The organism is Desulfovibrio biadhensis, from assembly GCF_055388615.1.
Genome location: NZ_AP042477.1, coordinates 3,871,799 through 3,895,946, shown reverse-complemented (window position 1 = coordinate 3,895,946; position 24,148 = coordinate 3,871,799). Strand labels below are relative to the sequence as shown.

20 protein-coding genes and 1 tRNA gene are annotated in these 24,148 nt (G+C 55.1%); 9 read left to right on the top strand and 12 right to left on the bottom strand.

Features of this window, described 5'->3' with window-relative positions:
• Positions 1-11 precede the first annotated feature (11 nt).
• The 6 genes from galU to ftsH form a co-directional block, all read right to left on the bottom strand.
• Positions 12-881 carry a UTP--glucose-1-phosphate uridylyltransferase GalU gene (gene galU / locus ACZ5EH_RS16890; RefSeq protein WP_464275046.1) on the bottom strand — a complete coding sequence of 290 codons (870 nt, stop codon included), beginning with the start codon at positions 879-881 and terminating at the stop codon, positions 12-14.
• Positions 882-1,085: 204 nt separating this feature from the next.
• Positions 1,086-2,438, bottom strand: a complete 1,353-nt coding sequence (glmM, locus tag ACZ5EH_RS16885; protein ID WP_464275045.1) for a phosphoglucosamine mutase — start codon at positions 2,436-2,438, stop codon at positions 1,086-1,088.
• Positions 2,439-2,498: 60 nt separating this feature from the next.
• Entirely contained in the window at positions 2,499-3,401 is a 903-nt protein-coding gene (locus ACZ5EH_RS16880) for a CdaR family protein (RefSeq protein WP_464275044.1), read from the bottom strand.
• Between the two features lie 3 nt (positions 3,402-3,404).
• Positions 3,405-4,169, bottom strand: coding sequence for a diadenylate cyclase CdaA (gene cdaA, locus ACZ5EH_RS16875; RefSeq protein WP_464275043.1), 765 nt, complete (start codon positions 4,167-4,169; stop codon positions 3,405-3,407).
• An 18-nt stretch (positions 4,170-4,187) separates the two neighbouring features.
• Positions 4,188-5,051, bottom strand: a complete 864-nt coding sequence (folP, locus tag ACZ5EH_RS16870; protein WP_464278317.1) for a dihydropteroate synthase — start codon at positions 5,049-5,051, stop codon at positions 4,188-4,190.
• Between the two features lie 44 nt (positions 5,052-5,095).
• Positions 5,096-7,177: an ATP-dependent zinc metalloprotease FtsH gene (ftsH, locus tag ACZ5EH_RS16865; RefSeq protein ID WP_464275042.1), complete on the bottom strand. Its 2,082-nt coding sequence runs from the start codon at positions 7,175-7,177 to the stop codon at positions 5,096-5,098.
• A gap of 421 nt (positions 7,178-7,598) precedes the next feature.
• Here ftsH and ACZ5EH_RS16860 point away from each other — a divergent pair.
• Positions 7,599-7,692, top strand: a tRNA-Sec gene (locus ACZ5EH_RS16860).
• Positions 7,693-7,806: 114 nt separating this feature from the next.
• Here the strand turns inward: ACZ5EH_RS16860 and argH are convergent.
• The 3 genes from argH to argF form a co-directional block, all read right to left on the bottom strand.
• Positions 7,807-9,204, bottom strand: a complete 1,398-nt coding sequence (argH, locus tag ACZ5EH_RS16855; RefSeq protein WP_464275041.1) for an argininosuccinate lyase — start codon at positions 9,202-9,204, stop codon at positions 7,807-7,809.
• Positions 9,201-10,421 (bottom strand): argininosuccinate synthase, encoded by a 1,221-nt coding sequence (locus ACZ5EH_RS16850; RefSeq protein ID WP_464275040.1) that lies wholly within the window; start codon positions 10,419-10,421, stop codon positions 9,201-9,203. Before ACZ5EH_RS16850 ends, argH begins: the two co-directional genes overlap by 4 nt.
• A gap of 166 nt (positions 10,422-10,587) precedes the next feature.
• A complete protein-coding gene (gene argF, locus ACZ5EH_RS16845; protein ID WP_464275039.1) occupies positions 10,588-11,496 on the bottom strand; it encodes an ornithine carbamoyltransferase in 909 nt (302 codons plus the stop codon).
• A gap of 544 nt (positions 11,497-12,040) precedes the next feature.
• Between argF and ACZ5EH_RS16840 the strand changes: the two genes are divergently transcribed.
• The 3 genes from ACZ5EH_RS16840 (at position 12,041) to ACZ5EH_RS16830 (ending at position 15,523) form a co-directional block, all read left to right on the top strand.
• Positions 12,041-14,119: a lysophospholipid acyltransferase family protein gene (locus tag ACZ5EH_RS16840; RefSeq protein WP_464275038.1), complete on the top strand. Its 2,079-nt coding sequence runs from the start codon at positions 12,041-12,043 to the stop codon at positions 14,117-14,119.
• Between the two features lie 280 nt (positions 14,120-14,399).
• Positions 14,400-15,008 carry a 3'-5' exonuclease gene (locus ACZ5EH_RS16835; RefSeq protein WP_464275037.1) on the top strand — a complete coding sequence of 203 codons (609 nt, stop codon included), beginning with the start codon at positions 14,400-14,402 and terminating at the stop codon, positions 15,006-15,008.
• Positions 15,009-15,064: 56 nt separating this feature from the next.
• Entirely contained in the window at positions 15,065-15,523 is a 459-nt protein-coding gene (locus ACZ5EH_RS16830) for a CAP domain-containing protein (protein WP_464275036.1), read from the top strand.
• A 140-nt stretch (positions 15,524-15,663) separates the two neighbouring features.
• On the opposite strand, the gene ACZ5EH_RS16825 is transcribed toward ACZ5EH_RS16830, so the two are convergent.
• Positions 15,664-16,368, bottom strand: a complete 705-nt coding sequence (locus ACZ5EH_RS16825) for a Bax inhibitor-1/YccA family protein (RefSeq protein WP_464275035.1) — start codon at positions 16,366-16,368, stop codon at positions 15,664-15,666.
• A gap of 170 nt (positions 16,369-16,538) precedes the next feature.
• Positions 16,539-17,480, bottom strand: a complete 942-nt coding sequence (locus ACZ5EH_RS16820; RefSeq protein ID WP_464275034.1) for a calcium/sodium antiporter — start codon at positions 17,478-17,480, stop codon at positions 16,539-16,541.
• A gap of 211 nt (positions 17,481-17,691) precedes the next feature.
• Between ACZ5EH_RS16820 and ACZ5EH_RS16815 the strand changes: the two genes are divergently transcribed.
• From ACZ5EH_RS16815 to ACZ5EH_RS16795, 5 genes are all read left to right on the top strand, one after another.
• The gene (locus tag ACZ5EH_RS16815; RefSeq protein ID WP_464275033.1) at positions 17,692-18,738 is read left to right on the top strand and encodes a 4Fe-4S dicluster domain-containing protein; all 1,047 of its coding nucleotides are present in this window, start codon (positions 17,692-17,694) and stop codon (positions 18,736-18,738) included.
• The gene (locus tag ACZ5EH_RS16810) at positions 18,728-19,561 is read left to right on the top strand and encodes an FAD/NAD(P)-binding protein (RefSeq protein ID WP_464275032.1); all 834 of its coding nucleotides are present in this window, start codon (positions 18,728-18,730) and stop codon (positions 19,559-19,561) included. Before ACZ5EH_RS16815 ends, ACZ5EH_RS16810 begins: the two co-directional genes overlap by 11 nt.
• 9 nt (positions 19,562-19,570) lie before the next feature.
• Positions 19,571-20,320, top strand: coding sequence for an NADH-quinone oxidoreductase subunit B family protein (locus ACZ5EH_RS16805; protein ID WP_464275031.1), 750 nt, complete (start codon positions 19,571-19,573; stop codon positions 20,318-20,320).
• A gap of 117 nt (positions 20,321-20,437) precedes the next feature.
• Positions 20,438-21,931 carry a Ni/Fe hydrogenase subunit alpha gene (locus ACZ5EH_RS16800; RefSeq protein WP_464275030.1) on the top strand — a complete coding sequence of 498 codons (1,494 nt, stop codon included), beginning with the start codon at positions 20,438-20,440 and terminating at the stop codon, positions 21,929-21,931.
• 139 nt (positions 21,932-22,070) lie between these two features.
• Complete coding sequence (locus ACZ5EH_RS16795; protein ID WP_464275029.1) at positions 22,071-22,532, top strand: hypothetical protein; 462 nt, start codon at positions 22,071-22,073, stop codon at positions 22,530-22,532.
• A gap of 90 nt (positions 22,533-22,622) precedes the next feature.
• On the opposite strand, the gene glpK is transcribed toward ACZ5EH_RS16795, so the two are convergent.
• A complete protein-coding gene (gene glpK, locus ACZ5EH_RS16790) occupies positions 22,623-24,134 on the bottom strand; it encodes a glycerol kinase GlpK (RefSeq protein ID WP_464275028.1) in 1,512 nt (503 codons plus the stop codon).
• Positions 24,135-24,148 lie beyond the last annotated feature (14 nt).

Below are 24,148 nucleotides of genomic sequence, written 5' to 3'. Positions count from 1 at the left end.
GAAGCTGAACCTTACTCCTTGGGGAGAAAAGCCTTGAGCTTCTGCACGAGCTGGTCGCGCAGGGTTTCATCCTTGAGCGCGAAATAAATGTTTGCAGTCAGGTACTCTGCCCAGTCTCCTGCATCGAAACGCTGCCCCTTGATACGTACGGCGAGCAGTCCCTTGCCTCTGGCAAGCGCTTTCAGACTGTCAGTCAGTTGGATTTCACCATCATGTCCCGGAGTTTGCTCTTCAAGATACTTAAATATCTCCGGAGTCAGAACATAACGTCCCACAATGGCGTAGCGGGAAGGAGCGTCTTCTACAGCAGGCTTTTCCACCAGGTCACGCACCCGGAACTTGCCGGGGGCAAATTCCTCGCCCTGTATAATGCCGTAGCGGCTGACCATATTCTTGGGCACTTCCATCACGCCGATGACGGGCAGGCGCTCTGTGGCCGCAACTTCCATCAGTTGCTTGATGCCGGGATCGGGGCTGAAAACCAGGTCATCGCCCACCATCACTGCAAAGGGATCATCCTTCACCACTTCCTTGGCGCAGAGCACGGCGTGCCCCAAACCGAGCTGCTTTTTCTGGCGTACGGAGATGATATTGACCATCTCTGCCACCTTGCGGATATCCTTGAGCAGCTCTGTCTTGCCGGCGCGCTCCAGCACGCCTTCCAGAGAAAGATTGTAATCGAAATGGTCTTCGATGATTTTTTTGTTCTGGTTGTTGACGAAAACAACATCGGTAAGTCCGGAGTGCATGGCCTCTTCAACCACGTACTGAACCACGGGCTTGTTGTAGACAGGCAGCATCTCTTTGGGAACGTTCTTGGTAGCTGGCAGCGACCTTGTTCCCCAACCGGCGACGGGTATGACGACCTTGCTGACTTCCATGTTCCGCGCTCCTTGCAGTAGGCGGTTATGCTTCTGTTCTCCCCGGCAAAGCACCGCCGGGCGGCTGCGCGAAGGCGCTCTTCGCGCAAGCCAATTCTGTAATTACGACGCCTTAGCGCCGGGGCGCGCCATGCCCGCCCTGTGCTGCGGCATTAAACTCGTTCGGTACACGCAGCAACTGTGCCTATAGCACACTCCAACAGGCTATTTCAAATGTGTCTTGAGGGTTTCGGCCAGAAACTCAGTCAGGCTTTCGACTTTGCTTTCGTCTTCAGCCTCCACCATAACCCGCGCCACGGCTTCTGTGCCTGAATAACGCAGAAGTACCCGTCCTTTGCCGGCCAGTTGGTTCTCAGCCTCCTTCACGGCATCACCGATGGCTGAGACTTCTTCAAAGGGAATCTTACGCTCCACATGAACATTGACAAGTTTCTGCGGAAACAACTGCATGAGTTGCGCAAGTTCAGAGAGAGGTTTGCCTCGCTGCTGCATGATGCGCAATAGTTGCAGTGCAGCCAGGATGCCATCTCCCGTGGTGCTGAAATTAAGAAAAATAAGGTGGCCGGATTGTTCACCGCCAAAAGTGCACCCCTGGCTGCGCATGGCTTCCACCACGTGACGGTCGCCCACAGGCGTCCGCACCAGACTCCCCCCCTGCTCTTTCATGAACAGTTCAAGAGCCATGTTGCTCATGACCGTGGCGACCAGCTTCTTTCCAGGGAGTTCATCCCGGCTGATCATATCCTGGGCGCAAAGGGCCATGATCTGGTCCCCATCCAACACACGCCCCTTTTCATCCACAACAATAAGCCTGTCACCATCGCCATCCAGGGCCAGGCCAATATCTGCATTGTTCTCGCGCACGTGGTGGGCAATCACTTCGGGATACAGCGAGCCGCATTGCCTGTTGATGTTCAAACCATCCGGGTTTGTGCCTATTTTGATAACCTGAGCGCCCAGCTCCTCAAAAATAAGCGGCGCAACCTTATAAGTGGCGCCATGGGCGCAATCCAGCACAATGCGCACCCCTTCCAGGGTCAAATGCGTGGGAAAACTGTTTTTAAGGTAAACGATATAGCGGCCTGAACTGTCGGATATGCGGTAAGCGCGTCCAACCATTTCCGAACTGGGATAATCCCATTCAACATCGGGGTTGGTCACCATTTCAGTGATAGCGGTTTCGGTCGCATCGGGCAGCTTGAAACCTGCATGATCGAAAAACTTGATGCCATTGTCCATGAAAGGATTGTGCGATGCGGAAATCACAATGCCCAGGTCGGCGCGCATGCTTTGTGTAAGAAAGGAAATAGCAGGGGTCGGCATGGGGCCGACAAGGAAGACGTCCATGCCGGAAGCACACAATCCCGAAGTCAACGCCGTCTCAAAAATATAGCCCGAGAGCCTGGTATCCTTGCCAATGACGACCTTATGCCGTTTGTCGCCATTGCGAAAAATAGAGCCTGCAGCCAGTCCCAGCCGCAGGGCCACTTCAGGCACCATGGGGTAGATGTTAACCTGGCCACGCAGGCCATCGGTCCCAAAAAGTCGCTTCGCCATTCGTTCACCTCGTGAGCAAGCCGCAGCATATAAAACGCGGCCAATCACCTGCAAGGGGCGTCATTCTTCGGACAACCCCAGTTCCACATATTCAGGGGTCACCTTCAAAAGGCGCCCTCCCTTTGGCGCCATGATAAGCGGCGCCACCGCAAAATATCCAGGCCCCATGTATTCGTCGGCCACCACCTTGGCAGAAACCGCATCCTTGATGTCTCCCTGTCGCGCCACGGGCAGGGGGATTTCCATCTCCACGGTGATGGATTGCGGTTTCACCGAGGCCTTATATTTCGTTTTATTCTCGATTGATAATGGCAATTCCAGCGTAAATGCCTTGGTCTTTACCCCAAAAAGCAACCGCACATCGACAAATCCCGTGCCCGCCTCGATCTCATCGGGCAAGCTCAGGGGGACGACCTCTTCTATCAGCCCGGGGGTGGCGCTGGGCAAGGCGATAACCTGAGTAGGCACCTGCTGAATTTCGTCGATAATCTTTTGCGGCCCCTTGATGACCACGCTGGAGGGCTGCGTCATCACCTCCATGAGCTGGTAATCAGGATCGAGCGTTCCTTCCCAAACAGGCTTTACCGGCACCTGCTTGGAGGACAAGCGATCTACGGTTATTTCAAGCCGTGAGGGATTTATCTCCACCACCTCAAAGGTCTTGGAAAGAGGGAATTTATCAGGCTCAATGGGGAAAACGTTCAACCCTGGCTTGAGTTTGGCAAGGTCAAGAGAATACACCAGGGAGCGGTCTTCAAGATTGTGCACCAGCCCTTTTGGGCCGCGCACGCGCACATTGATTTTGCGCAAAAGGCCGTCGCGGATGACCAGATTGTCCGGCATGGCGGAAAACTGCACGCTGGCCTGCATCCAGACATCCACCTTTTCACGCCCGGAGACAAAATACCACGCCACCAAGGCAAGTAAAAACGCCAGCAGCGCATATTGCCAGTTGCCGCGCATGCCCTACCTCTCGAGAACCTTGGTCAAAACACGCTTGAGCCGAACCTCGTCGAGCCTTGTGGTCATTTTTCCCTTAACGGCGACAGATATGGACCCCCGCTCTTCGGAAACCACAACGGCAACGGCGTCGCTTTCCTCGGTAATGCCCAATGCAGCACGGTGGCGCGTGCCGAATTCATTGCTGCCCTTCACTGCATACACGCTTTGCCCGCTGGCTAGCGGCAGAATGCAGGCCGCCGCAACAACGCTGGAGCCGCGAATGATCACCGCGCCATCATGCAAGGGCGTATTCGGGTAGAAAATCGTTACCAGCAAATCCTTGCTGACTTTTGCGCCAAGCTGCACCCCACGCTCCAGCACATCGCCCAGGGGCACGTTCTTTTCGATGACCAGCAACGCCCCGATACGGCTCTTGGCCAGCGAGGTCATGGCCGCGATGATCTGGTTCAGCGTTTCCTCTTCCACGGTTGGGCGTTTCCACAAACGCCCTGCACCGACTTCGGAAAGCGCCTTGCGTATATCCTGCTGAAACAAAATGATGACAACCAGGAAGATGGAGCTCAGAAAATTGGCCAGCAACCAGTTCAGGGTATAGAGCCCGAACTCCTCTGAAACGAAATAGACGCAAAGCACCAGCAGCAGTCCCGACAAGACCGAAACCGCACGAGTGCCCCGCACAAGCAGAATGAGCCTGTAAAGGATGAAGGCGACGAGGCCGATGTCGAGAACATCGCGCCAGCCTATGCGTATGGAGGCAAATTCCAGCATAGCCGTTTCCGTCCGGCTTCAGCGCAGGGCCTGCAAAACTCGCAGACTTTGGACCGTGGAGGCCGTATCGTGCACCCGGTGGATGCCAACGCCCCGCGATGCCATGTATACCGTTGCGGCCTGGGTGGCGTTTCCACGAGATTCCAAAGGCGCATCCAGCAAAGCCCCCCATAGGGATTTGTTGGAAATGCCGAGCATCACGGGCCTGCCGAAGCTGTATATCTGCTCAATGCTGCGCATGAGCTCGAGATTGTGTTCCAAAATTTTTCCAAAGCCGATGCCGGGGTCCAGCACAATGCGCTCTTCGGGCACACCTGCGCCGGTGAGCAGGCGCAGCTTTTCCTCAAAAAAAGCCATCACTTCAGAAACCACGTCAGTGTATTGCGGCGCCTGCTGCATGTTCTGCGGCACCCCTTGGGCATGCATCAGAACATAGCCGGGACGGTATTGGGCCAGTACGTCCAGGAGTTCAGGGTCATGGCTGCAGGCTGAAACATCGTTGATGATTTCAGCTCCTGCTTCCAAGCAACCTGCGGCAACCAAGGCGTTGCGGGTATCGATGCTACGCGCTATGGGCAACCCTGCCGCCTGCTGCACCACAGGCAAAACCCGGCGCATTTCTTCTTCCACCGCCACAGGGGCAGCGCCCGGCCGGGTTGATTCCCCCCCTATATCCGCAATCAAAGCACCATGGCCGATCATGGCTTCAATGCTCCGGAGGGCAGCATCCGGCTCCAGATCAGGGGCGAAGTTGCGCCCCCCGTCATAAAACGAATCCGGTGTCACATTGACAATACCAGCGACAATGAACGGAGCCGGCCCGACAATCTTACCGCCCGCCACTTCCCAGCTGACGCTTGTAGCGGCCTGTGGCGTTGCGATATCTTTCGATACCGTGGGCGAATCAGAGAAAGAAACTGTCGCCACTACGAGCGTTCCTTGTCCGATCCATCCTTTTTGTCTTCACCTGCCTGCTCAGGCTGTTCCGGGGTCTCCGGCTGGCCTGCGGTGGGTGCGGCAGCCTCAGCATCTTCGGACTCCCCTGCCTGTGACAACTCAGGGGATGAGGATGCTTCATGGTATGCGCCAGGCACTTCAGGAGAGGAAGTTGCACCCTCGTCCTGGTTTGCTCCGCTTTCTTCATGGTTGCCAAAGGTGAATTCGCTGTGGGTATCGATGCCAGGCGAAGGCTTGGAGGCTTTTCCATTGAAAGGAGGCAATTCCTCGCCCGCCATGATCAGATCGATATCAGCGCCGCTCAAAGTCTCGCGCTCAAGCAAGGCTGTGGCCACATTGTCCAGGATATCCCTGTGCTCAGTGAGCAGCTTTTCAGCCATGCGCTGTGCTTCTTCAATGAACTTGCGGACCTCGGCATCGATAAGCTTAGCGGTTTCCTCACTGTAGTCCTTGTAATGCCCAAGGTCGCGACCGATAAAGACTTCGTCGCCCTTGTCGCCCAGGGACAGAGGACCGATGGCCTCGCTCATACCCCATTTGCAAACCATGCTGCGCGCCATCTTGGTGGCGTTCTCAAGGTCGTTGGAAGCGCCCGTGTTGAGCTGCTTGAAAACAACCCATTCCGCAGCACGTCCGCCAAGGCCGTAAGCCAGACGATTTTCCAGATATTCCTTGGAATAGGTATGGCGCTCGTCAATAGGCAGATACGCGGTAACACCCAGCGCACGCCCTCTGGGGATGATGGTGACCTTGTGCACGGGGTCGGTGCCGGGCAGCAGTTTGGCAACTAGAGCGTGGCCAGCTTCATGAAAGGCAGTGGTGCGCTTTTCTTCCTCAGAAAGGATCAGGCTCCGGCGCTCCTTACCCATCAGCACCTTGTCTTTCGCTTCCTCGAAATCAGACATACCGACCTGGTCCTTATTCAACTTGGCGGCGTAAAGCGCAGCCTCGTTGACCAGGTTCTCAAGGTCTGCTCCGGAAAAACCGGGAGTGCCGCGTGCAAGCACCTCCAGGTCCACATCCCCGGAAAGGGGCGTGCGCCTGGAGTGCACCTCGAGAATGCGCTTGCGGCCGCGCACATCCGGAGTGGGCACCACAACCTGACGGTCGAAACGACCAGGCCTGAGCAAAGCCGGGTCCAAAACATCAGGTCTGTTGGTGGCGGCAATGAGGATAACGCCCTCATTCGATTCAAAGCCGTCCATTTCCACGAGCAACTGGTTCAAGGTCTGCTCGCGCTCGTCGTGTCCACCGCCAAGACCAGCGCCACGCTGCCGGCCCACGGCGTCGATTTCGTCGATGAAGATCAGACAAGGTGCGTTCTTTTTTCCCTGCACGAACAGGTCGCGCACGCGGGAAGCGCCCACACCAACAAACATTTCAACAAAGTCAGACCCGGAAATGGAAAAGAACGGGACGCCGGCTTCACCTGCAACTGCGCGTGAAAGCAACGTTTTACCGGTGCCTGGAGGGCCAACCAGCAGCACGCCCTTGGGAATACGTCCGCCAAGACGGGTGAAATGCTTGGGGTCGCTCAGGAAGTCTACGACTTCGCTGAGTTCTTCCTTGGCCTCGTCCACACCAGCCACATCCTCGAACGTCACCTTTGCCGTATCTTGAGAGATGAGTTTGGCTTTGGACCGGCCAAAGGACATGGCCTTGCCGCCCCCCCCTTGCATCTGGCGCATGAAGAAAATCCAGACACCTATCAAAAGCAGCATGGGGAACCAGGAAATGAACAGCGTCATATACCAGGGGGCGTCTTCCTGGGGCTCGGCTTTGACCGCTACTTTCTTCTCGATGAGGGTCTTTACCATGTTGGGGTCGTCAGGCGCGTAGGTGGAAAAACTCGAACCATCAACGAGCTTGCCCATCAGTCGCTCACCCTGGATGGTGACCTCCAACACGTCGCCGTTGTCGACCTTTTGCAGAAAATCGCTGTAAGCCAGCTTTTCCTGCTGCCCCTGAGGCTGATTGAAAAGGTTGAAAAGGACCACCATAACCAGCGAGATGGTAGCCCAAAGCATGAGATTCTTGGTAAAGGTATTCAAAGAGACTCCTCCATGAGGCGCGTGTCGTTTCTGATCTAATCAGTTTTGGGGGCAGTTCCGAATCGTAATGCTACCGTCCGGGCTCCCTGTGCGGCCGCGTCCACTGTGCTCCTGCAAGACGCGCCACAGCACACCTTGTATCAATATCGCGCTAACATGCGCTTCTACTCAACGTATTTACAACATCTTCCAACATCATGACGGGCAGCTCAAACCGCTTGCAGGCCCTGCCTGAAATGCCAGACAACAAACGGCATGCCAACCATACATCAGGTCTGCCCGGGCTATACATAAAACCCCTGAACGCTTTTGGCAATCGCCACAACCGCAATGCATGGCGCAGGGATGCAAAAAAACTTGTTCATTCGGGACTTGAAGCCAAAGGCGGAAGCTGGTACATGCTGCATCACCGAACAATTGCGGAAGCGTCTCTCAGCCGGTGCTGGGCGCGGTCTTCAAAACCGTAGGGACGGTTAACCCCGTCCGGTAGGTTCGACTCCTATACGCTTCCGCCACTTTCAAACTTCCGTCCTCTCTTTTTTCACTCCCATTCAAATCAATACCCACAACATTCACGCAGTCACCAGTCTGCTTGCCACACCTGGAGCTAACAGCAACCATTCATTGGGCTATTTTGCCTCCAGCCAGGCGTGCAAGGCAGCCAACTGCCTGGCCACAGGTTCCGGCCCGGTGCCTCCATGCAAGGAGCGGCGGTTGACCGCGGCATCAAAGGCAAGCACCTGGTAAACATCTTCTTCCACCAGATGCCCCTTATCCCCTGCACACTTTCGCAGTTCATCCAGGCTCAGAACTTCAAGGCTGCGGCCAGTCTCTTCCGCAAGGGCCACGGCCCTGCCTGTGGCGTGGTGCGCGTCTCTAAAGGGCATGCCTTTGGATGCCAGGTAATCGGCAAACTCCGTGGCGTTCAAATAGCCCAGGGCCAAAGCCTTGAACATGGCTTCAGGCACAAAAGCCAACGCACGGACCATTCCCGCCGCAAGGGCAAGGCTGCCGCTCACAGTACGGTCCGTATCGAAAAAAGGCTCCTTGTCTTCCTGCATGTCCCGGTTATAGGCCAGGGGCAACCCTTTCAAGGTGGTCATAAGCGTGGTCAGCGAACCATAGACTCTTCCGGTCTTGCCGCGGATCAACTCAGCCACGTCGGGATTTTTTTTCTGCGGCATGATGCTCGACCCCGTGGCATAGGCGTCGGGCAACTTTACGTAGCCGAAATTCGGGTTGGCCCAAAGTATCAATTCCTCACAAAAGCGGCTCAGGTGCGTCATGATGAGACTGCCCGTAAACAAGGCCTCGGCAGCAAAATCACGATCCGAAACGGCGTCCATGCTGTTGTCAAAGACACCGCCCAGCCCAAGTTCTTCGGCCACGGAGGCAGGATCCAGGGCATAGGTGCTGCCGGCCAGCGCAGCCGCGCCCAAGGGTGATATGCTCGCGCGCTGCTTGCAGTCGCGGATGCGGGATACGTCGCGCTTGAGCATCCAGGCATACGCCAAAAGATGCTGTGCAAGGCTCACTGGTTGGGCTGGCTGCAGATGCGTACATCCGGGTAGCAGCACCTCCCGGTTGGCCTCGGCCTGTGCAACAAACGCAGCGATGAGGTCACGGCACAGGGTTTCCCAAGCCTCCAGTCTGGCGACGACGAAAAGCCGAAAATCCAGGGCGATCTGATCGTTGCGGGAGCGCCCCGTATGGAGTTTGCGACCAGGATCACCGATCAATTCGGTAAGCCGGCGCTCGATGTTCATGTGGACGTCTTCAAGCTCACGACGCCAGACAAACTGCTTGGACTCGATCTCCTCCAGCACCTGATCCAGGCCTTCTACGATGGCCTTGGCCTCGTCCGTGCTTATGACGCCCTGCCTGGCGAGCATGCGCGCATGCGCCTTGGAGCCGGTGATGTCTTCCCGGTAGAGGATCTGGTCAAAAGAGACCGACTCGGTAAAAGCTTCTACATCTTCGCCCTGTTCCTGGCGAAAACGACCGCCCCAGGGTTTTTTCTCGCTCATTTGCCGCCTCCGCGCCGGTTCATGTAACCGCGCAGCCTGAGTCCCTGAAGCCGGATGAAACCAGCAGCGTCGGCCTGATTATAGACTTCATCTTTTTCAAAAGTGGCCATGGCCTCGCTGTAAAGCGAATTGGGAGACGTACGCGACAGCGGATAGGCGCACCCTTTGTACAATTTGACCCGGACCTGGCCGGTTACGCACTGCTGCATTTGGTCGACCATGGCCTGCATGGCCTCGCGCTCAGGCGCGAACCAAAAACCATTGTATACGCACGCAGCGTAGCGAGTGATGAGGCTGTCACGCAGTTGCATGGCCTCACGGTCCAGGCAAAGTCCCTCGAGGTCGCGGCGTGCAACGTACAAAATGCTGCCGCCCGGGGTCTCGTAAACACCGCGGGACTTCATGCCCACGAAACGGTTTTCCACCATGTCCAACCGCCCGATACCATGTTTTCCGCCCAGTTTGTTCAACTCGCGGATGATAGAAGCTGGCGACAGCGGCTTGCCATTGATGGCGACAGGATCACCCTTTTCGAAATCAATGGTAATGATTTCTGGTGTATCGGGCGCTTTTTCAGGAGGCGTCAACATGGTCCAGCACTCAGGACCGGGCTCGTTTCCGGGGTTTTCCAGTTCCCCCCCTTCAAAACTGCAATGCAGGAGATTGCGGTCCATGCTGTAGATTTTCCGCTTTTTCGAGCCCATGGGAATATTCTGTTCTTTTGCAAAGGCCTCCAGGTCGGAGCGAGAGCACAAATCCCATTCACGCCAGGGGGCAATGACCTTCAGTTCCGGAGCCAAGGCAGCTACGCCAAGCTCAAATCGCACCTGGTCGTTGCCTTTACCCGTGGCGCCATGGGCAACGGCCTGCGCACCCTCTTGCCTGGCAATCTCCACCAGGCGTTTGGCGATCAACGGCCGGGCAATGGACGTTCCCAGCAGGTAGCGCCCTTCATATAGAGCGGCGGCGCGGAACATGGGAAAAATGAAATCCTTGGCAAATTCTTCTTGCAGGTCATCAATGTAGGCTTTGGAAGCGCCGGTTGCCTTGGCCTTCTCGTCCAGCCCTTCAAGCTCTTCTTCCTGCCCCAGGTCGGCGGTCAGCGTAATGACTTCGCAGTCGTATTCCTTGATGAGCCACTTGAGAATGATGGAGGTATCGAGTCCTCCGGAATAAGCCAGAACAACCTTGTTAATGCCGTGGGCGTTTTTGGTCATTTCAATATCTCCGTATACATGGAGGCCCCTAAAGAAGGGCAGTGGAATTGTTATCGTTTGCGTCAGCGCACGTTCAGCCTGAACCGGACTTCAAACGAATGGAAGCCTTTTACGCTCAGGCAAGTACAAAAACATCCGAAAAAACATGCAACGAAAAGCTGCGATTTTACCCCAGCAGCCATTCCAGAATGGCCTTCTGCATATGCAGACGATTCTCGGCCTGGTCCCAAACGATGGACATAGGGTTGGTCGTGCTTTCAAAAAGCTCTTCTGTGACTTCTTCGCCCCTGTGAGCCGGAAGGCAATGCATGAAGTAGGCTGTGGAAGCCGCCTTGGCCATCAGCTTTTCGTTCACCTGATAGGGGGCGAAAACCTGTTCGCGGTCTTTCTGTTCGGTTTCCTGCCCCATGGAGGCCCAGACGTCGGTGTTCACGAAGTGAGCGCCGGTCGCGGCTTCTGCAGGGTCGCGGGTCAAGGAGACTTTTGCGCCTTTGGCCTTTGCCTCTTCGATAATACCCTTGTCCGGCTCATAGCCTTTGGGGCAGGCAAGACGCAATTCAAAGGGAAACAGCGCTGCCGCGCTGATCCACGAATGCGCCATATTGTTGCCGTCCCCCACCCAGGCCACCTTGACGGTGGAAAGGTCGGACATCCGCTCAGAAACAGTCAGAATGTCACTCATTACCTGGCAGGGGTGGTAACTGTCAGTTAAGGCGTTTACAACCGGGATGCTGGAATAATCGGCCAGTTCTTCGAGCTTCTCCTGCCCAAAGGTACGAACAACCATGCAGTCCACGTAACGCGAAAGTACACGAGCCGTATCCTTTAAGGGCTCATTACGGCCGAGCTGACTTTCATTGGGCGTCATAAAAAGGCAACGACCGCCCAATTGGGTGATGCCGACCTCAAAGGAAACACGGGTACGGGTGGAAGCTTTTTCAAAAAGCAGGGCCACGGTCTTGCCCGCAAGGGGGTTGCCATCGAGTTCCCCCGCTTTGTGCAGCTTGGCCCTGTCGAGCAGGGTCTCGGCCTGGTCGGGATTCAGGTCCAGGAGCCTCAGAAAATGTCTGGCCATGATCACCTCGAAGAAGCGCCAACGCAATGCGTCTTTTTAAGGAAGGCGGTTGAAAAGATGGGAGGTGTAAGCCTCCCGACAGTATCAATAGTCCGTATACACAGGCTTAAGGCCTGTTCACCGGGGAAATATCGTGCGTATTCCCAGAGTGCGGGCATAGCAGCACCCAGATTGTACGCATGGAAAACGAATTCTATAATGACAAACGGCGCTGATTGTAAAGGACGAAACAGCCTCTAAACTGGTTTTATCCGCGTTACTGAAGAAAAAATTCGGATTGGAAACACAATCGTCATAACTGGGCACGATTTTGTAACAGCTGGTGTGTAGAAGGGTTTTACGGTCATTTTGCAGGCAAAGGGCGTAGCTCTTCCACGACGCTGCCAGTTGGGACAGGACAACCCACTGTATATTCGAGCCAATTAACTCAGAAATTCAAAGGGTTGATACTGGTCTGCCAACTACACAAGACCAAAATCATGCAAAGTGTTGCGTCTTTGAGAAACCACAACTCCAAATCCTTGTTGCCCCCCCTGGAGGGATTGTGTTAACTAAACGCGAGACAATCAACGATTCCAGCCGGTGCACGCCCCGTGATTCCAAGCAGTCAGAACAGCAGTATATTGGGGCCTCAGGTCCTATGCTGACGCCAGCATCGCCTGAAGGTAACGGCCACACGCATTTTTTGCGTAAAGACAGCAGCAGAGAGACCGACAGCATCCCAATGACCCCGAATCAGGACCTTTATCCCAGGCCCTTTTCACCCGATACCGCTGCGTGCTCGCCCTTCAAGATCGAGGCGACAGGCGGTAATCCCCTGCGCTGCAAGGTGATAAACACCCTTGCCAGCCCCATGGGCAAGGTGATGGGCCTGCCGCAACTCAATGCTCTTTACCAGACCATCCAAAACCTTTCACACGAAGAGGATTTTCTTGATCGTGTGATAGAGGCCATGCAGGTCGGTTACCGTGTCAGCGATGAAGACCTTGCCCGCATCCCAAAAAGCGGCCCCTGCGTCGTGGTGGCGAACCACCCTTTTGGCGCCATTGAAGGTGTTCTGCTCATGCTTCTCCTGGCAAGGGTGCGTCCTGACTTTAAGGTCATGGGCACATACTTCCTGAAGCACATACCAGACCTCATCCACCGCATCATTTTCGTGGACAACATGGGCAAGAATACGTCGCTTCGCTCCAACATCCGCCCTTTGAAGGAAAGCATCCGCTGCTTGAAGGAAGGGAATCTGCTGGCCATTTTTCCAGCTGGCGAAGTATCGCACATGACTTTCAGAAAGCGCCGTGTCACTGATCCGGCATGGTCCCCCACAGTTTCGCGCATCATCCACAAAACCCATGCGCCCGTGGTGCCCATATATTTTGACGGCCGCAACAGCATGTTCTTTCAGGCCATGGGGTTGCTGCACCCCATGCTGCGCACCATCCTGCTGCCGCGCGAATTCATGAACAAGGAACGCACCACCTTCGACATTTCCATTGGCAGCGCCATCCCCTACAAAAAACTTTCTGGCATGGAAGACAAAGACCTTGTCAACTATCTCAGACTCCGCACCTACATACTCAAACAGCGTTATGCCGAAAGAAACAAGCGCGGGCAGTTGCCCATTTTGCCGGTAATTCACCCTGGCAAGCCATCGACTGCACAGAATGAGCCCAAGCCCGCCCTGGATGTGGCGCCTCCCGTAGACCCCGCCCTGCTGCAAAAGGACATCGACAACCTGCCGGACGAATGTCTGCTTCATGAAACCGGGGACTATACCGTATACGCCTGCAAGGGCGATTGCATCTCAAGGATTCTCAAGGAAATAGGCAGACTGCGGGAAGTCACCTTCCGCCTTGTCGGTGAGGGCACAGGAAAAGAAATCGACCTTGATACCTACGACAACTACTACGACCACCTGTTCATCTGGAACAGGGAGAAACGGGAAATCGTCGGCGCCTACCGAATTGGAAAAACAGATGAAATAATAGAAGAATTCGGCATCGAAGGACTCTATACGAGCTCCCTTTTCCACTTCAAGCCTGCTCTTTTCGACCGTATGGGCAAGTCATTGGAGATGGGGCGCTCTTTCATCCGTCCGGAATACCAAAAAAGCTTCAGCGCCCTTTTTATGCTCTGGAAGGGGATTGGTTGCTATGTCCTGCGCAACCCCGAGCATGTGGTGCTTTTCGGGCCGGTGAGCATCTCCAACGACTACTCCTCTGTCTCCAGAGAACTCATCGTCCGTTATGTAAAGACCAAGGATTCCATCTCGCATTTGCACAAACTGGTGAAACCCAAGACGCCTCCAAAGCTGAAAAGCCTGAAACGCCACGAATTGCGCGAGTTCCGCAATGCCTTCAAGAGCGTGGAAGATGTCACAGAGGTCATCGGCGACCTGGAACCCGAATTCAAGGGCATTCCCGTCTTATTGCGCCAGTATCTCAAACTCGGAGGCAAGGTGCTCGCCTTCAACGTAGATGCAGATTTCCAGGATTGCCTGGATGGCCTCATCAAGGTGGACCTGCTCAAGACTCCCACTCGGGTCCTGGCCATGTATATGGGCAAGGAAAATGTCGAGTTGCTGCACGATTATCACGAAGCAAAACGCCAGCCCAACGAAAATTAATCCTGAAATGCCAAGGCGCTCTGAAAAATTCAGGGCGCCTTTTTTCTTCTCGCTTCAAACGCTCCCCCGCCAACCTCATACAAATGAAAGCAGTAAGAAGCTCAAGAAGTAAAATCAGTTATTCAAGCATATTGCAGCATCAAAGCAAATCCCCTCCTTCAGAAAGTCACACCCGCCTTAAAAAATTCCCGGAAAAACCATTGCTTGCATAAAAACGTCAAGAAGAGTATGATCTGTATCACTTATTAACGGTCAACGACCAAAACGCAGCGCACAGCGCATGAGCAGCCTGGATCAATACCGCCGCTATCTGAGCAAGGACGACATCAACGCCCTTCCTTTGCGCCGTTACAACGGCACTATTCATATTGTCAGCAACCGCCCAGCCCTGCGCAAGGCAATTGCCGGACTTAAAGGCGAATTGGTCCTTGGATTCGACACGGAAACCCGCCCCACATTTGGTAAAAAGCCACTCAACTCCCCGGCGCTGCTGCAGCTTGCCAGTTCTCAGGCAACGTATCTATTCCAGCTCAAACGCATCTCTTTGCCTGATTCCTTGATAGAAATTCTGTCTGATCCCGATATCATCAAGGCTGGCATCGCCGTACATGATGATATCCGTGTTCTCCAAATGGTGGCGCCTTTCGAGGCCGGCGGTTTTGTGGACCTGAGCGATGTTGCGCGCAAGAATGGTCTCCAAACCATGGGACTCAGGAACATGGCTGCCAACCTGCTTGGGTTTCGCATTTCCAAAACGGCGCAATGCTCCAATTGGGAGGCGCCGCAGCTTTCCCCCAAGCAGATCACCTATGCAGCCACGGACGCATGGGTCAGTCGTGAACTTCACTTCCGTATCCAGGAACTCGGGCTCCTGCCCCGGGTGCAATAGCGTTCCTCTTTGTTTTCATAACAAGGGGTGAAATCCTCAACACTGCAGAGATAACCATGCGCACACGCCATGTGGCTTCCGTCATTCTGATGGTGGTGATTTTGTCGCCCCTCATCCTGCCTGTCTGCAATGGAACAGCCTTTGGGGGCAATGTCCCACAGCAAATTGCCGGGCACATAACCGGCCAGACCCTGGAAGCAATCAACGATTTTCGCAGGGAAAACGGCCTGCCCCCTCTCCAATGGGACAACCTGCTTGCCGACCTGGCCCAGAATCATGCGGCCCACATGGATGCCATGGGGAAACTTTCCCATGATAATTTTCAGCAGCGGTACGAAAATTCAGGGAGTGGTGTTTGCGTGGAAAACGTTGCCTGGAACATGAATACGCCCCAGGCCTTGCTAAAGGGCTGGAAAAATTCTGCGCAGCACAGAAAAAACCTGCTTGCCCCGCAGGTGACCAAAGCAGGCATTGGCCGCCAGGGCTACTTCACCACATTTTTCGCCTGTGATTGACAGTTCATTTACCGAAATAACAAATGACAAACGCCGCGGGACCACATGGTTCCGCGGCGTTTGTCTCTCTCGTGCAACATAATCAAGGAAAACAGCAAGGGCGAAGCCCGGGGGGCATTCGCCGCTCGCATAAAAACGTCCTAGTTTCTGCTACCACCGAAAAGGCGCAGAAGCATGAGAAACAGGTTGATAAAGTCGAGGTACAGGGTCAGTGCGCCCAGAATAACGCCACGGCGAACCACTGTGGCGTCGCCCTCAGGCATGCTTTCGCCCATCATGGTCAGCTTCTGGGTGTCGTAGGCGGTCAGCCCGGTGAACACCAGCACGCCGATGATGCTGATAACAAAATCCATCATGGAGCTTTGCACAAAGATGTTCACGATGGAGGCAATGACGATGCCGATGAGCCCCATAAACAGGAAGCTGCCCCAGGACGTAAGGTCCTTTTTGGTGGTCAGCCCGTAAATGCTCATGGCGCCGAACATGCCGCCCGCGACGACAAAGGCCTGAAAAATCGCAGCCTGCGTGTATACAAGAAAAATGAACGACAGGGTCACGCCGTTAAGGGCGCTGTAGAGCAGAAACAACCCGGAAGCTGCGCCGGCGGAAAGTTTGCGGATGCCCGCAGAAATACCAACGACCAAGCCGAGTTCGGCAATGATCAGACCGAAAAAGAGCATCTGATTGCCATAAATGAGGTTGATGATGGCTTCGTTATTGGAAACGAACCAGGCAATGCCGGCGGTGAGCAGCAGGCCGAAGGTCATCCAGGAATAGACCCCGCGCATGAAGGCGTTCAGGACTTCGCTACGTGCTCTGGTGGTGCTCACACTCTGATAGTTCATTGTATTCCTCCTGTTCTGTGACAATGCGTTCTTGGTGTAATTAACGACGTATATGTACGTTGGCAAGAAAGGAACCAACGCGCTGTGCCTGATTAAAAACACATCCTACCATAATAGTTTGACATTTGCCATCATTACAATTCCGTTAGCTTTATCGACCTGCCATTTTTTCAGGCAAATTCCATGGCCCAACGCCCCAGATTCACGAGAATAAGCAGGATGCCCTCGGTTCTGGATACCCGCCAGCCCGTGCGCATGAAAAAAAGTACAAGCGCCACACCAAAAAACAGTACGTACAGACTGGGCATGGCAGCCGGCGAGACCTGCAGCGGGTTCAACAGACATGTAACCCCCAGCACGCCGGCAAAATTGAAAAAATCGCTGCCAATCAGATTACCGAGCAGCATATCGTTTTTGCCACGCATAGTCGCAGCCAGACAGGTCACCAGTTCAGGCAAGGAAGTTCCTGCCGCCACAATGGTTACGCCAATGGCCCACTGGCTCACCCCAAGCGCTGCTGCGATGGCCGAAGCACTCTCCACAAGCAGTTCGCTTCCCCAGGTGATGGCGGCAATGCCCGCAAGCAGCTTGAGTCCGTCACGCCAGGTGCCCGCATGTGAAGGCACTTCCTCTATCAAAGCTTTTTCCGCTTCAGTCAGGGGCGCTCGTTTCGCCTTATAAACGACCCAGGTTAAATATCCGACAAAAATACTGAGCAACAAAACACCTTCACCGCGCCCCATGTGGTGATTCATGCACATGACGGTTGTCAGACCACAAACCGCAAGCAAGATGATTCCATGTCGGAAAATGAGTTCCGGATGTGTTGCAATGGGGCGAATGACGGCCATAAGACCCAGTATGACACCCAGGTTGAAGATGTTGGAGCCTACGACGTTCGCCAAAGAAATATCGTTCATCCCCTTGAATGCAGCCGTAGCTGTAACAAGAAATTCAGGGGCTGAAGTCCCCATGGCGACCACCGTAAGCCCTATGACCAACTCGGAAACATGCAGCCTGCGCGCAATGGCCGCAGCGCCATCCACAACCCATGCGGCGCCAAACCAGAGCAAAAAAGCTCCCAAAAACAGCTGCACACTGTCCACAAACATTATTTCTCCTTTGGCAAGAGCAAACCGTCTAGCAATTAAAAAGCAAACAAACTTCGACGTTTACCCATGCTGCCTGCTACATCATGCCTGCGCCAGGGTCAATGCAAACAACACAAGACTATGTTCTTTTTATCCCAAGCGTTGCATCTTCTTCATGATAATCGTACTGTCCATATCGAAACTCTAAAAGACGCCCACCCAGGAGGAATGCATGACAGCCTATCTGGTGCCCATGGATATGACCAAACGCCTTTTGGCGGAATGGGCAAAGGAATACAACGTATATGTGCCAGCAGAGAACTTTGACGGCAAATATGATTTTCTCCCCTGGGAGGAGGACATAGAAGTCGCTTGGGACTATGACCTTGCATACAATTCACTAAAGCGATTCTTTTTTCCGCCACAGGAAACCCTGATCCAGTACGACATAGAAAGCTACAAGGCGGAACCTGTTTTTGAAGCGCCAATGCAGTTGCTTTTCGGTGTGCATCCATACGATTTAAAAGGCATCAACCAGCTGGATCAGATCATGGAATCCGGTAGTCCAGATGTTAACTATGTACGCCGTAGAGACAACACAGTCGTCTTTGTCATGGACCCGACGACCATAGCGCCCACGGCGTTCTGGTCCAGCATGGGTGCGGACCGTGTGGACCTGGGATTCGATCTTTATTGGACCAAGATCGCACCATCCGCCTATTATGTTGAAGTCGGGTCAGCAAAGGGCGAAGAATTGCTGCACGCCCTGGGCCCCATGCCCAAGGCGACGCTCACCGAACGCGAAGCGGCAAGGCGGGAACGCTTGCGCATTCGCGCCGAAGCAAACAAGCAAGGGCTCAACTTCCCCTGGAAGGAAACACCCAAGATTCTTGCGCGCAACTGGAATTCCTCCTTGTGGCGGCATAAAGCGCGCCTTTGCCTGTCATGCGGATCCTGCGTTCTGGTCTGCCCCACCTGCTATTGCTTCAATATCCGTGAGGACCTGGACGTAACCCTGAAGACCGGTCGCCGCGTCCGGGAATGGGGCGGGTGCATGTTCCCTTCTTTTGCAACGGTTGCGCCCGACCACAACTTTCGCTCGCAAGCCATGGACAGGTACAGACACAGGTACTTCAGAAAAGGCAAATACATTTATGACAAGCTCGGGGAGCTGGGCTGCGTCGGCTGCGGCCGCTGTGTGCGCGCCTGTACTTCGGGCATCGCCAACCCCAAAGCAGTCTTCAACGAACTCTGGGAGGCCGAGCAGCATGAGTCCTAGACCTTTTTCCCCTTATGTGCCGCGTCCGGCAACACTGACGCGCAAAGAAACACTTTCCGACCTGGTTACGCTGTTCGAATTCGAGCCTGATAACGGACGCCCCTTGGCCCACAAGCCGGGGCAGTTCATCATGATATCCAGATTCGGCATAGGCGAAGCGCCTTTTTCCATCAGTTCCGCGCCAGTGCCGGACAATCACAAATTCGAGGTAGCGGTGCGCAAGATCGGCTCCGTCACCACGGCCATGCATAATATGAAGGTGGGAGAAAAGGTCGGCCTCCGCGGCCCATACGGAACCTTTTTTCCTGTGCAAAACTTCATGGGCAAGGACACATTGTTCGTCGCTGGCGGCCTGGGCCTCATCCCCTTGCGCAGTCTTTTGCACTATCAATTACGCCATCGTGATGAATTTGGCCGCATCATTATCCTGGTCGGCACGCGCTCTCCCAGGGAGCGGCTCTTTGTCGAGCAACTCGCCGAAATGGATCAGCGCAACGACATAGAAATTCACGAAACCGTGGATGTCGCCGAGGATGGCTGGAAAGGCAACGTAGGGGTCATCACCACGCTGCTGCCAAAGGTCGATCTGGTACCCGATAGCACTTATGTGGCTATGGTGGGCCCCCCGATCATGTACAAGTTCGTTTTGGCCGAGTGCATGAAGCTGGGGCTGCAGCGCGACCGCATATACGTATCCCTGGAGCGACGCATGCGTTGCGGGCTGGGTAAATGTGGCCACTGCCAGATAAACGGTGTTAATGCCTGTCTGGATGGACCTGTTTTCCTTTACGACACCATCGAACCCCTCAAAGAGGCCATCTAGGAGGCGCACATGGCTGCTAAACCGAAAATCGCCTTCTTCGATTTTGCCGGTTGCGAAGGCGACCAGCTTCAGATCGCCAACCTTGAAGAGACACTGCTCGATGTGCTCGAACATGTCGAGGTCGTTGCCTTCCGCGAAGTCATGACCGGTGAAACCGCAGATCATTACGACATCGCCTTTGTAGAAGGCTCCATAACCCGCCCTTCTGACGAAGAGCGACTCAAGACCATTCGGGAAAAATCCGATGTCCTGGTGGCCCTGGGCGCATGCGCCTGCATCGGCGGCATCAACTGCATGAAAAACTTTCTGCCTGAAGCGATATACCGCCAGCAGGTATACGGCGACAGCGCCCGGATGTACCCCACCTACCCTGCCCGCGGCATTGGCAGTGTTGTCAAGGTGGATGCAGAAATCAACGGCTGCCCCATCGACCGTGATGAATTTTTGCGGGTGACCAAGGAGCTGTTGCTCGGCAAAAAGCCATGGATTCCCGACTACCCCGTTTGTGTGGAGTGCAAGGAAGCCGGAAACGTTTGCCGCTACGAACTGGGGCGCCCTTGCCTTGGCATCATCACACGCGCCGGCTGCAATGCCTGCTGTGTAACCGAAGGCGCATTATGCTGGGGGTGCCGTGGTCTGGCGCCTTTCGCCAACCTGGACGCAGCCCGCTACGTCATGGAAGACCGCCTGGGCTTGAGCCGCAACGAGACACAGGACCTGCTGCGGATGTTTTTGGGAGAAACCAGCGCCCCGCTGTAATACACATGGCGTTTTGCCCCGAGGCACACGCTGCATGAACCAAAAACACCAAAGTCGTATATTTATAAGTAACAATCCGCGGCTCCGGTCGCTACATAAAGACGTAAGGAACGCACTATGAGTGAAGAAGCACGCATAGAGAAAAAGGCTGACGAAAACGCTGCCATCCCTGCACCGGAAAAGGCCGAATCGCAGGCACAGACCGGCAAGGGTGCCAAGACAAAAAAAGCAAAGGCCAATTCGCCAGCAGAGGGCGATACCAAGGCCCAAAGCTCTTCTGGCAAGTCCGTCAATGTGCACCACCTCACACGAGTCGAGGGACACGGCAACATTGTTGTGGAAATCGAAGCAGACGGTACTGTTTCCACATGCCGCTGGGAGGTTCCGGAAGCCCCTCGTTTTTTTGAAGCCATGTTGATGGGGCGTTCATACCAGGACGTGCACCATATCACGTCGCGCATCTGCGGCATCTGCTCCATCGGACACCAGCTCGCCTCCCTGCAAGCCACTGAGGAAGCTCTGGGAATCCGTATCACGGAGCAAACCCTGCTCCTGCGCAAGCTCGCCCTCCATGGCGAAAATATGCAAAGCCATCTGCTGCACCTGGGCTACCTGGTGCTGCCGGACCTCATGGGGCAGCCATCCATCATCCCTCTTGCCGCTACGCATAAGACCGAACTGGTGGGGCTTGTGGCTCTGCACCGGCTGGCCAATGAATTCAGCCGCGTCATCTGCGGTCGCACCACCCACCCGCAGCGACTGCTCCCTGGTGGTTTTGCCAAGGTGCCCACAAAAGATGACCTGGAAAAATTGCGCAAAGACCTGGAAGACTCCATTCCTGGCCTGCAGAAAGCCGCGGACCTCTTTGCCTCGGTGCGCGACAAGCTGCCCGGTTTCACACGCGACACGGAATATGTCGCCCTGGTGACCCCCGGCGAATACGCTCTCTACTGGGGTGAACTTGGTTCCTCCCTGGATAAACGCCGGCCCGTCAAATTCTATAAGGAACTGACCAAGGAATACTGCATTCCGCAATCCACGGCCAAATGGACCAAGAACCTGCGTGAATCATACATGGTCGGCGCCCTGGCGCGGTTCAACCTGAACCACACGCTGCTGCACCCCTTGGCGAAAAAAATCGCCAAGCAAGTTGGGCTGGTAGCGCCCAGCACCAACCCATACTACAACAACCTGGCCCAGCTCGTAGAGGTGGTGCACTCTGTAGAAGATTCCATCGCCCTCATTGATACGTTGCTGCGGCGCGGCATCAAGCGCGAAAAGCGCCCCCAAGTCACGCCACGTGCGGGCAAGGGCGTAGGCGCCGTGGAAGTGCCTCGGGGTCTGCTCTTCCACGCCTACGAATACGACAGCAAGGGGCGCATCATCCAGGCGGATTGCGTCATTCCCACCAACCAGAACCACGCCAACATCCAACTGGACTTGCAGGGGCTGACCCCCACCCTGGCTGACAAGAGCGAGGACGAAATAGAGTTGCTGACCAGCATGCTGGTGCGCGCCTATGACCCGTGCATCTCCTGCTCTACGCATATGATCACCCAGGGTGACTTTGACGCAAGCCAGGACCGTGGTGTACGTTTTCTGCGGAAATAACGCTGTATTTGGCTGCAAAGCCATGACTAGCAAGCAACATACTGCGCACCTCCCAAAAGGGAGGCGTGATCAAAACAATACGCGAGGGGGAAGCCAGTTACGGCGCCCCCTCGCATATCCTTTTTCACCGTGATTGATAATGCCAGGATTTTTCAAGCGTTTCGCCAACCGCCTCTGGAGGGCCGAGCAGCATACCAAAGCCCTTGGAGACACCCTCAATTCCTTGTTGCAGCACGTTTTTGAGCGTGATGAGCAAGACAAGGAAATGATAAATATCCATATGCCCCTGCTGCAAAACTTGCCCGACGGCCCCTACGTTGAGTTCAGCTTTTTCCGCCGCTCCGTCCTGCAGTCGAATCCCGATCTTTCCAAACTGTTTGCAGGGCCATGGAAGGAATACCTCAAGGACTACAATGTCGCCGCCTCGCTGCCCCAACCAAGTGGGCAGAAACGCGATCTCTACTATCTTGCCGCCTTTGACGCGCCCTGGGACCAATTGGACACCAAGGCCCTGCGCCAGGGGGTCATCCATGGCATTGCCGTGGACTTCAATGAAGACCTGGAAACAGCCATCCGGCGCGTAGCCGGTCGGATGCGCTAGAACGCCACCTGTCGCTTATTTTCTGCATAAAAAAAGCGCCCCGGGTTGTCCCGAAGCGCTTTCCATAAACGTTTCCAACAAGCTGGCCCGCTATTCGATCCAATCCAGGGTGCGCTCCACGGCGCGCTTCCACCCGTGGTATCCTTTGGCGCGGTCATCCTCATCCATTTTGGGCTCCCACGTCTTATCCACGGCCCAGCGCTCTTTAAGCTCGTCCACATCGCTCCAAAAGCCCACTGCCAAACCTGCAGCATAAGCAGCACCCAGGCAGGTGGTTTCCGTCACCATGGGGCGCACAACAGGCACGCCCAAAATATCGGCCTGGAACTGCATAAGCAGATCATTGCCCACCATGCCGCCATCCACTTTCAGCTTGCGCAGATCAACGCCGGAGTCCTTGTTCATGGCTTCCACAATGTCCTTGGCCTGGTAGGCATTGGCTTCCAACACGGCGCGGGCTATGTGGTGCTTGTTGGCGTAACGTGTCAGCCCCACTATGACCCCGCGGGCATCCGGCCGCCAGTATGGTGCAAACAGGCCCTGAAAAGCTGGCACAATGTATACGCCCCCGTTGTTGTCAACACTGGCGGCCAACTCCTCTATTTCAGAAGCTGTGGAGATCAGATTCAGATTGTCGCGCACCCACTGCACCAGCGCGCCGGCAATGGCGATGGAGCCTTCTAAGCAATACACGGGCTTTTCACCGCTCATCTGGTACGCAAGGGTAGTGATCAACCCGTGTTTGGAAGTCACGGCCTCATGCCCGGTGTTCAGCAGCAGGAAGCAGCCCGTGCCATAGGTGTTTTTGGCATCCCCCACCTTGAAGCACGTCTGTCCCACCAGGGCCGCCTGTTGATCGCCAAGGGCACCGCAAACCGGTACACGCGCTCCAAGAGGGCCATCCTCTTCCGTCGGCCCCCAGGATTCACTATCGCTGGAGGGAACGATCCGAGGCAAGGCGTCCTTGGGAATATTCAAAAGTTTCAGTATGTCATCGTCCCATTCCAAAGACCGCAGGTCCATGAGCATGGTACGGCTGGCGTTGGTAACATCTGTAATGTGAGCGCCCCCTTTGGGGCCGCCAGTCAGTTGCCAGATGATCCAGGTTTCCATGGTGCCGACCATGGCGCGCCCTTCTTCCAGCGCCTTGCGCGCTTCGGGTACATTGTCCATGATCCATTTGATTTTAGGGCCGCTGAAGTAGGTGGCTACCGGCAAACCTGTCTTTTCGCGAAAACGGTCCTGCCCTCCGTCCTGCATGAGTTCCTTGCATATCTCATGGGTACGGGTGCACTGCCAGACTATGGCGTTATAATAGGGTTTACCGGTACGTCGATCCCAAACGCCCACGGTCTCACGCTGGTTGGTGATGCCTATGGCCGCCAGGTCAGAGCCCTTGATACCGGCTTTACGCAACGCCCCTTTGATGACTTCCTGGGTATTTGTCCAGATTTCATCCAGGTCGTGCTCCACCCATCCCGGCTGCGGAAAAATCTGACGGTGTTCCTTCTGATCCATGGCCACGATGCGCCCCTGGCGGTCGAAAATGATGAAACGGCTGCTCGTGGTCCCCTGGTCAACGGCTCCTATGTATTGCGCCATGGCGTCCTCCTTTT

What these genes read in the sequence shown, in the direction of transcription:
- galU (WP_464275046.1), bottom strand. Translation starts at nt 881, where the DNA reads ATGGAAGTCAGCAAGGTCGTCATACCCGTCGCCGGTTGGGGAACAAGG.
- glmM (WP_464275045.1), bottom strand. Translation starts at nt 2,438, where the DNA reads ATGGCGAAGCGACTTTTTGGGACCGATGGCCTGCGTGGCCAGGTTAAC.
- ACZ5EH_RS16880 (WP_464275044.1), bottom strand. Translation starts at nt 3,401, where the DNA reads ATGCGCGGCAACTGGCAATATGCGCTGCTGGCGTTTTTACTTGCCTTG.
- cdaA (WP_464275043.1), bottom strand. Translation starts at nt 4,169, where the DNA reads ATGCTGGAATTTGCCTCCATACGCATAGGCTGGCGCGATGTTCTCGAC.
- argH (WP_464275041.1), bottom strand. Translation starts at nt 9,204, where the DNA reads ATGAGCGAGAAAAAACCCTGGGGCGGTCGTTTTCGCCAGGAACAGGGC.
- ACZ5EH_RS16850 (WP_464275040.1), bottom strand. Translation starts at nt 10,421, where the DNA reads ATGACCAAAAACGCCCACGGCATTAACAAGGTTGTTCTGGCTTATTCC.
- argF (WP_464275039.1), bottom strand. Translation starts at nt 11,496, where the DNA reads ATGGCCAGACATTTTCTGAGGCTCCTGGACCTGAATCCCGACCAGGCC.
- ACZ5EH_RS16835 (WP_464275037.1), top strand. Translation starts at nt 14,400, where the DNA reads ATGAGCAGCCTGGATCAATACCGCCGCTATCTGAGCAAGGACGACATC.
- ACZ5EH_RS16830 (WP_464275036.1), top strand. Translation starts at nt 15,065, where the DNA reads ATGCGCACACGCCATGTGGCTTCCGTCATTCTGATGGTGGTGATTTTG.
- ACZ5EH_RS16825 (WP_464275035.1), bottom strand. Translation starts at nt 16,368, where the DNA reads ATGAACTATCAGAGTGTGAGCACCACCAGAGCACGTAGCGAAGTCCTG.
- ACZ5EH_RS16820 (WP_464275034.1), bottom strand. Translation starts at nt 17,480, where the DNA reads ATGTTTGTGGACAGTGTGCAGCTGTTTTTGGGAGCTTTTTTGCTCTGG.
- ACZ5EH_RS16815 (WP_464275033.1), top strand. Translation starts at nt 17,692, where the DNA reads ATGACAGCCTATCTGGTGCCCATGGATATGACCAAACGCCTTTTGGCG.
- ACZ5EH_RS16810 (WP_464275032.1), top strand. Translation starts at nt 18,728, where the DNA reads ATGAGTCCTAGACCTTTTTCCCCTTATGTGCCGCGTCCGGCAACACTG.
- ACZ5EH_RS16805 (WP_464275031.1), top strand. Translation starts at nt 19,571, where the DNA reads ATGGCTGCTAAACCGAAAATCGCCTTCTTCGATTTTGCCGGTTGCGAA.
- ACZ5EH_RS16800 (WP_464275030.1), top strand. Translation starts at nt 20,438, where the DNA reads ATGAGTGAAGAAGCACGCATAGAGAAAAAGGCTGACGAAAACGCTGCC.
- ACZ5EH_RS16795 (WP_464275029.1), top strand. Translation starts at nt 22,071, where the DNA reads ATGCCAGGATTTTTCAAGCGTTTCGCCAACCGCCTCTGGAGGGCCGAG.
- glpK (WP_464275028.1), bottom strand. Translation starts at nt 24,134, where the DNA reads ATGGCGCAATACATAGGAGCCGTTGACCAGGGGACCACGAGCAGCCGT.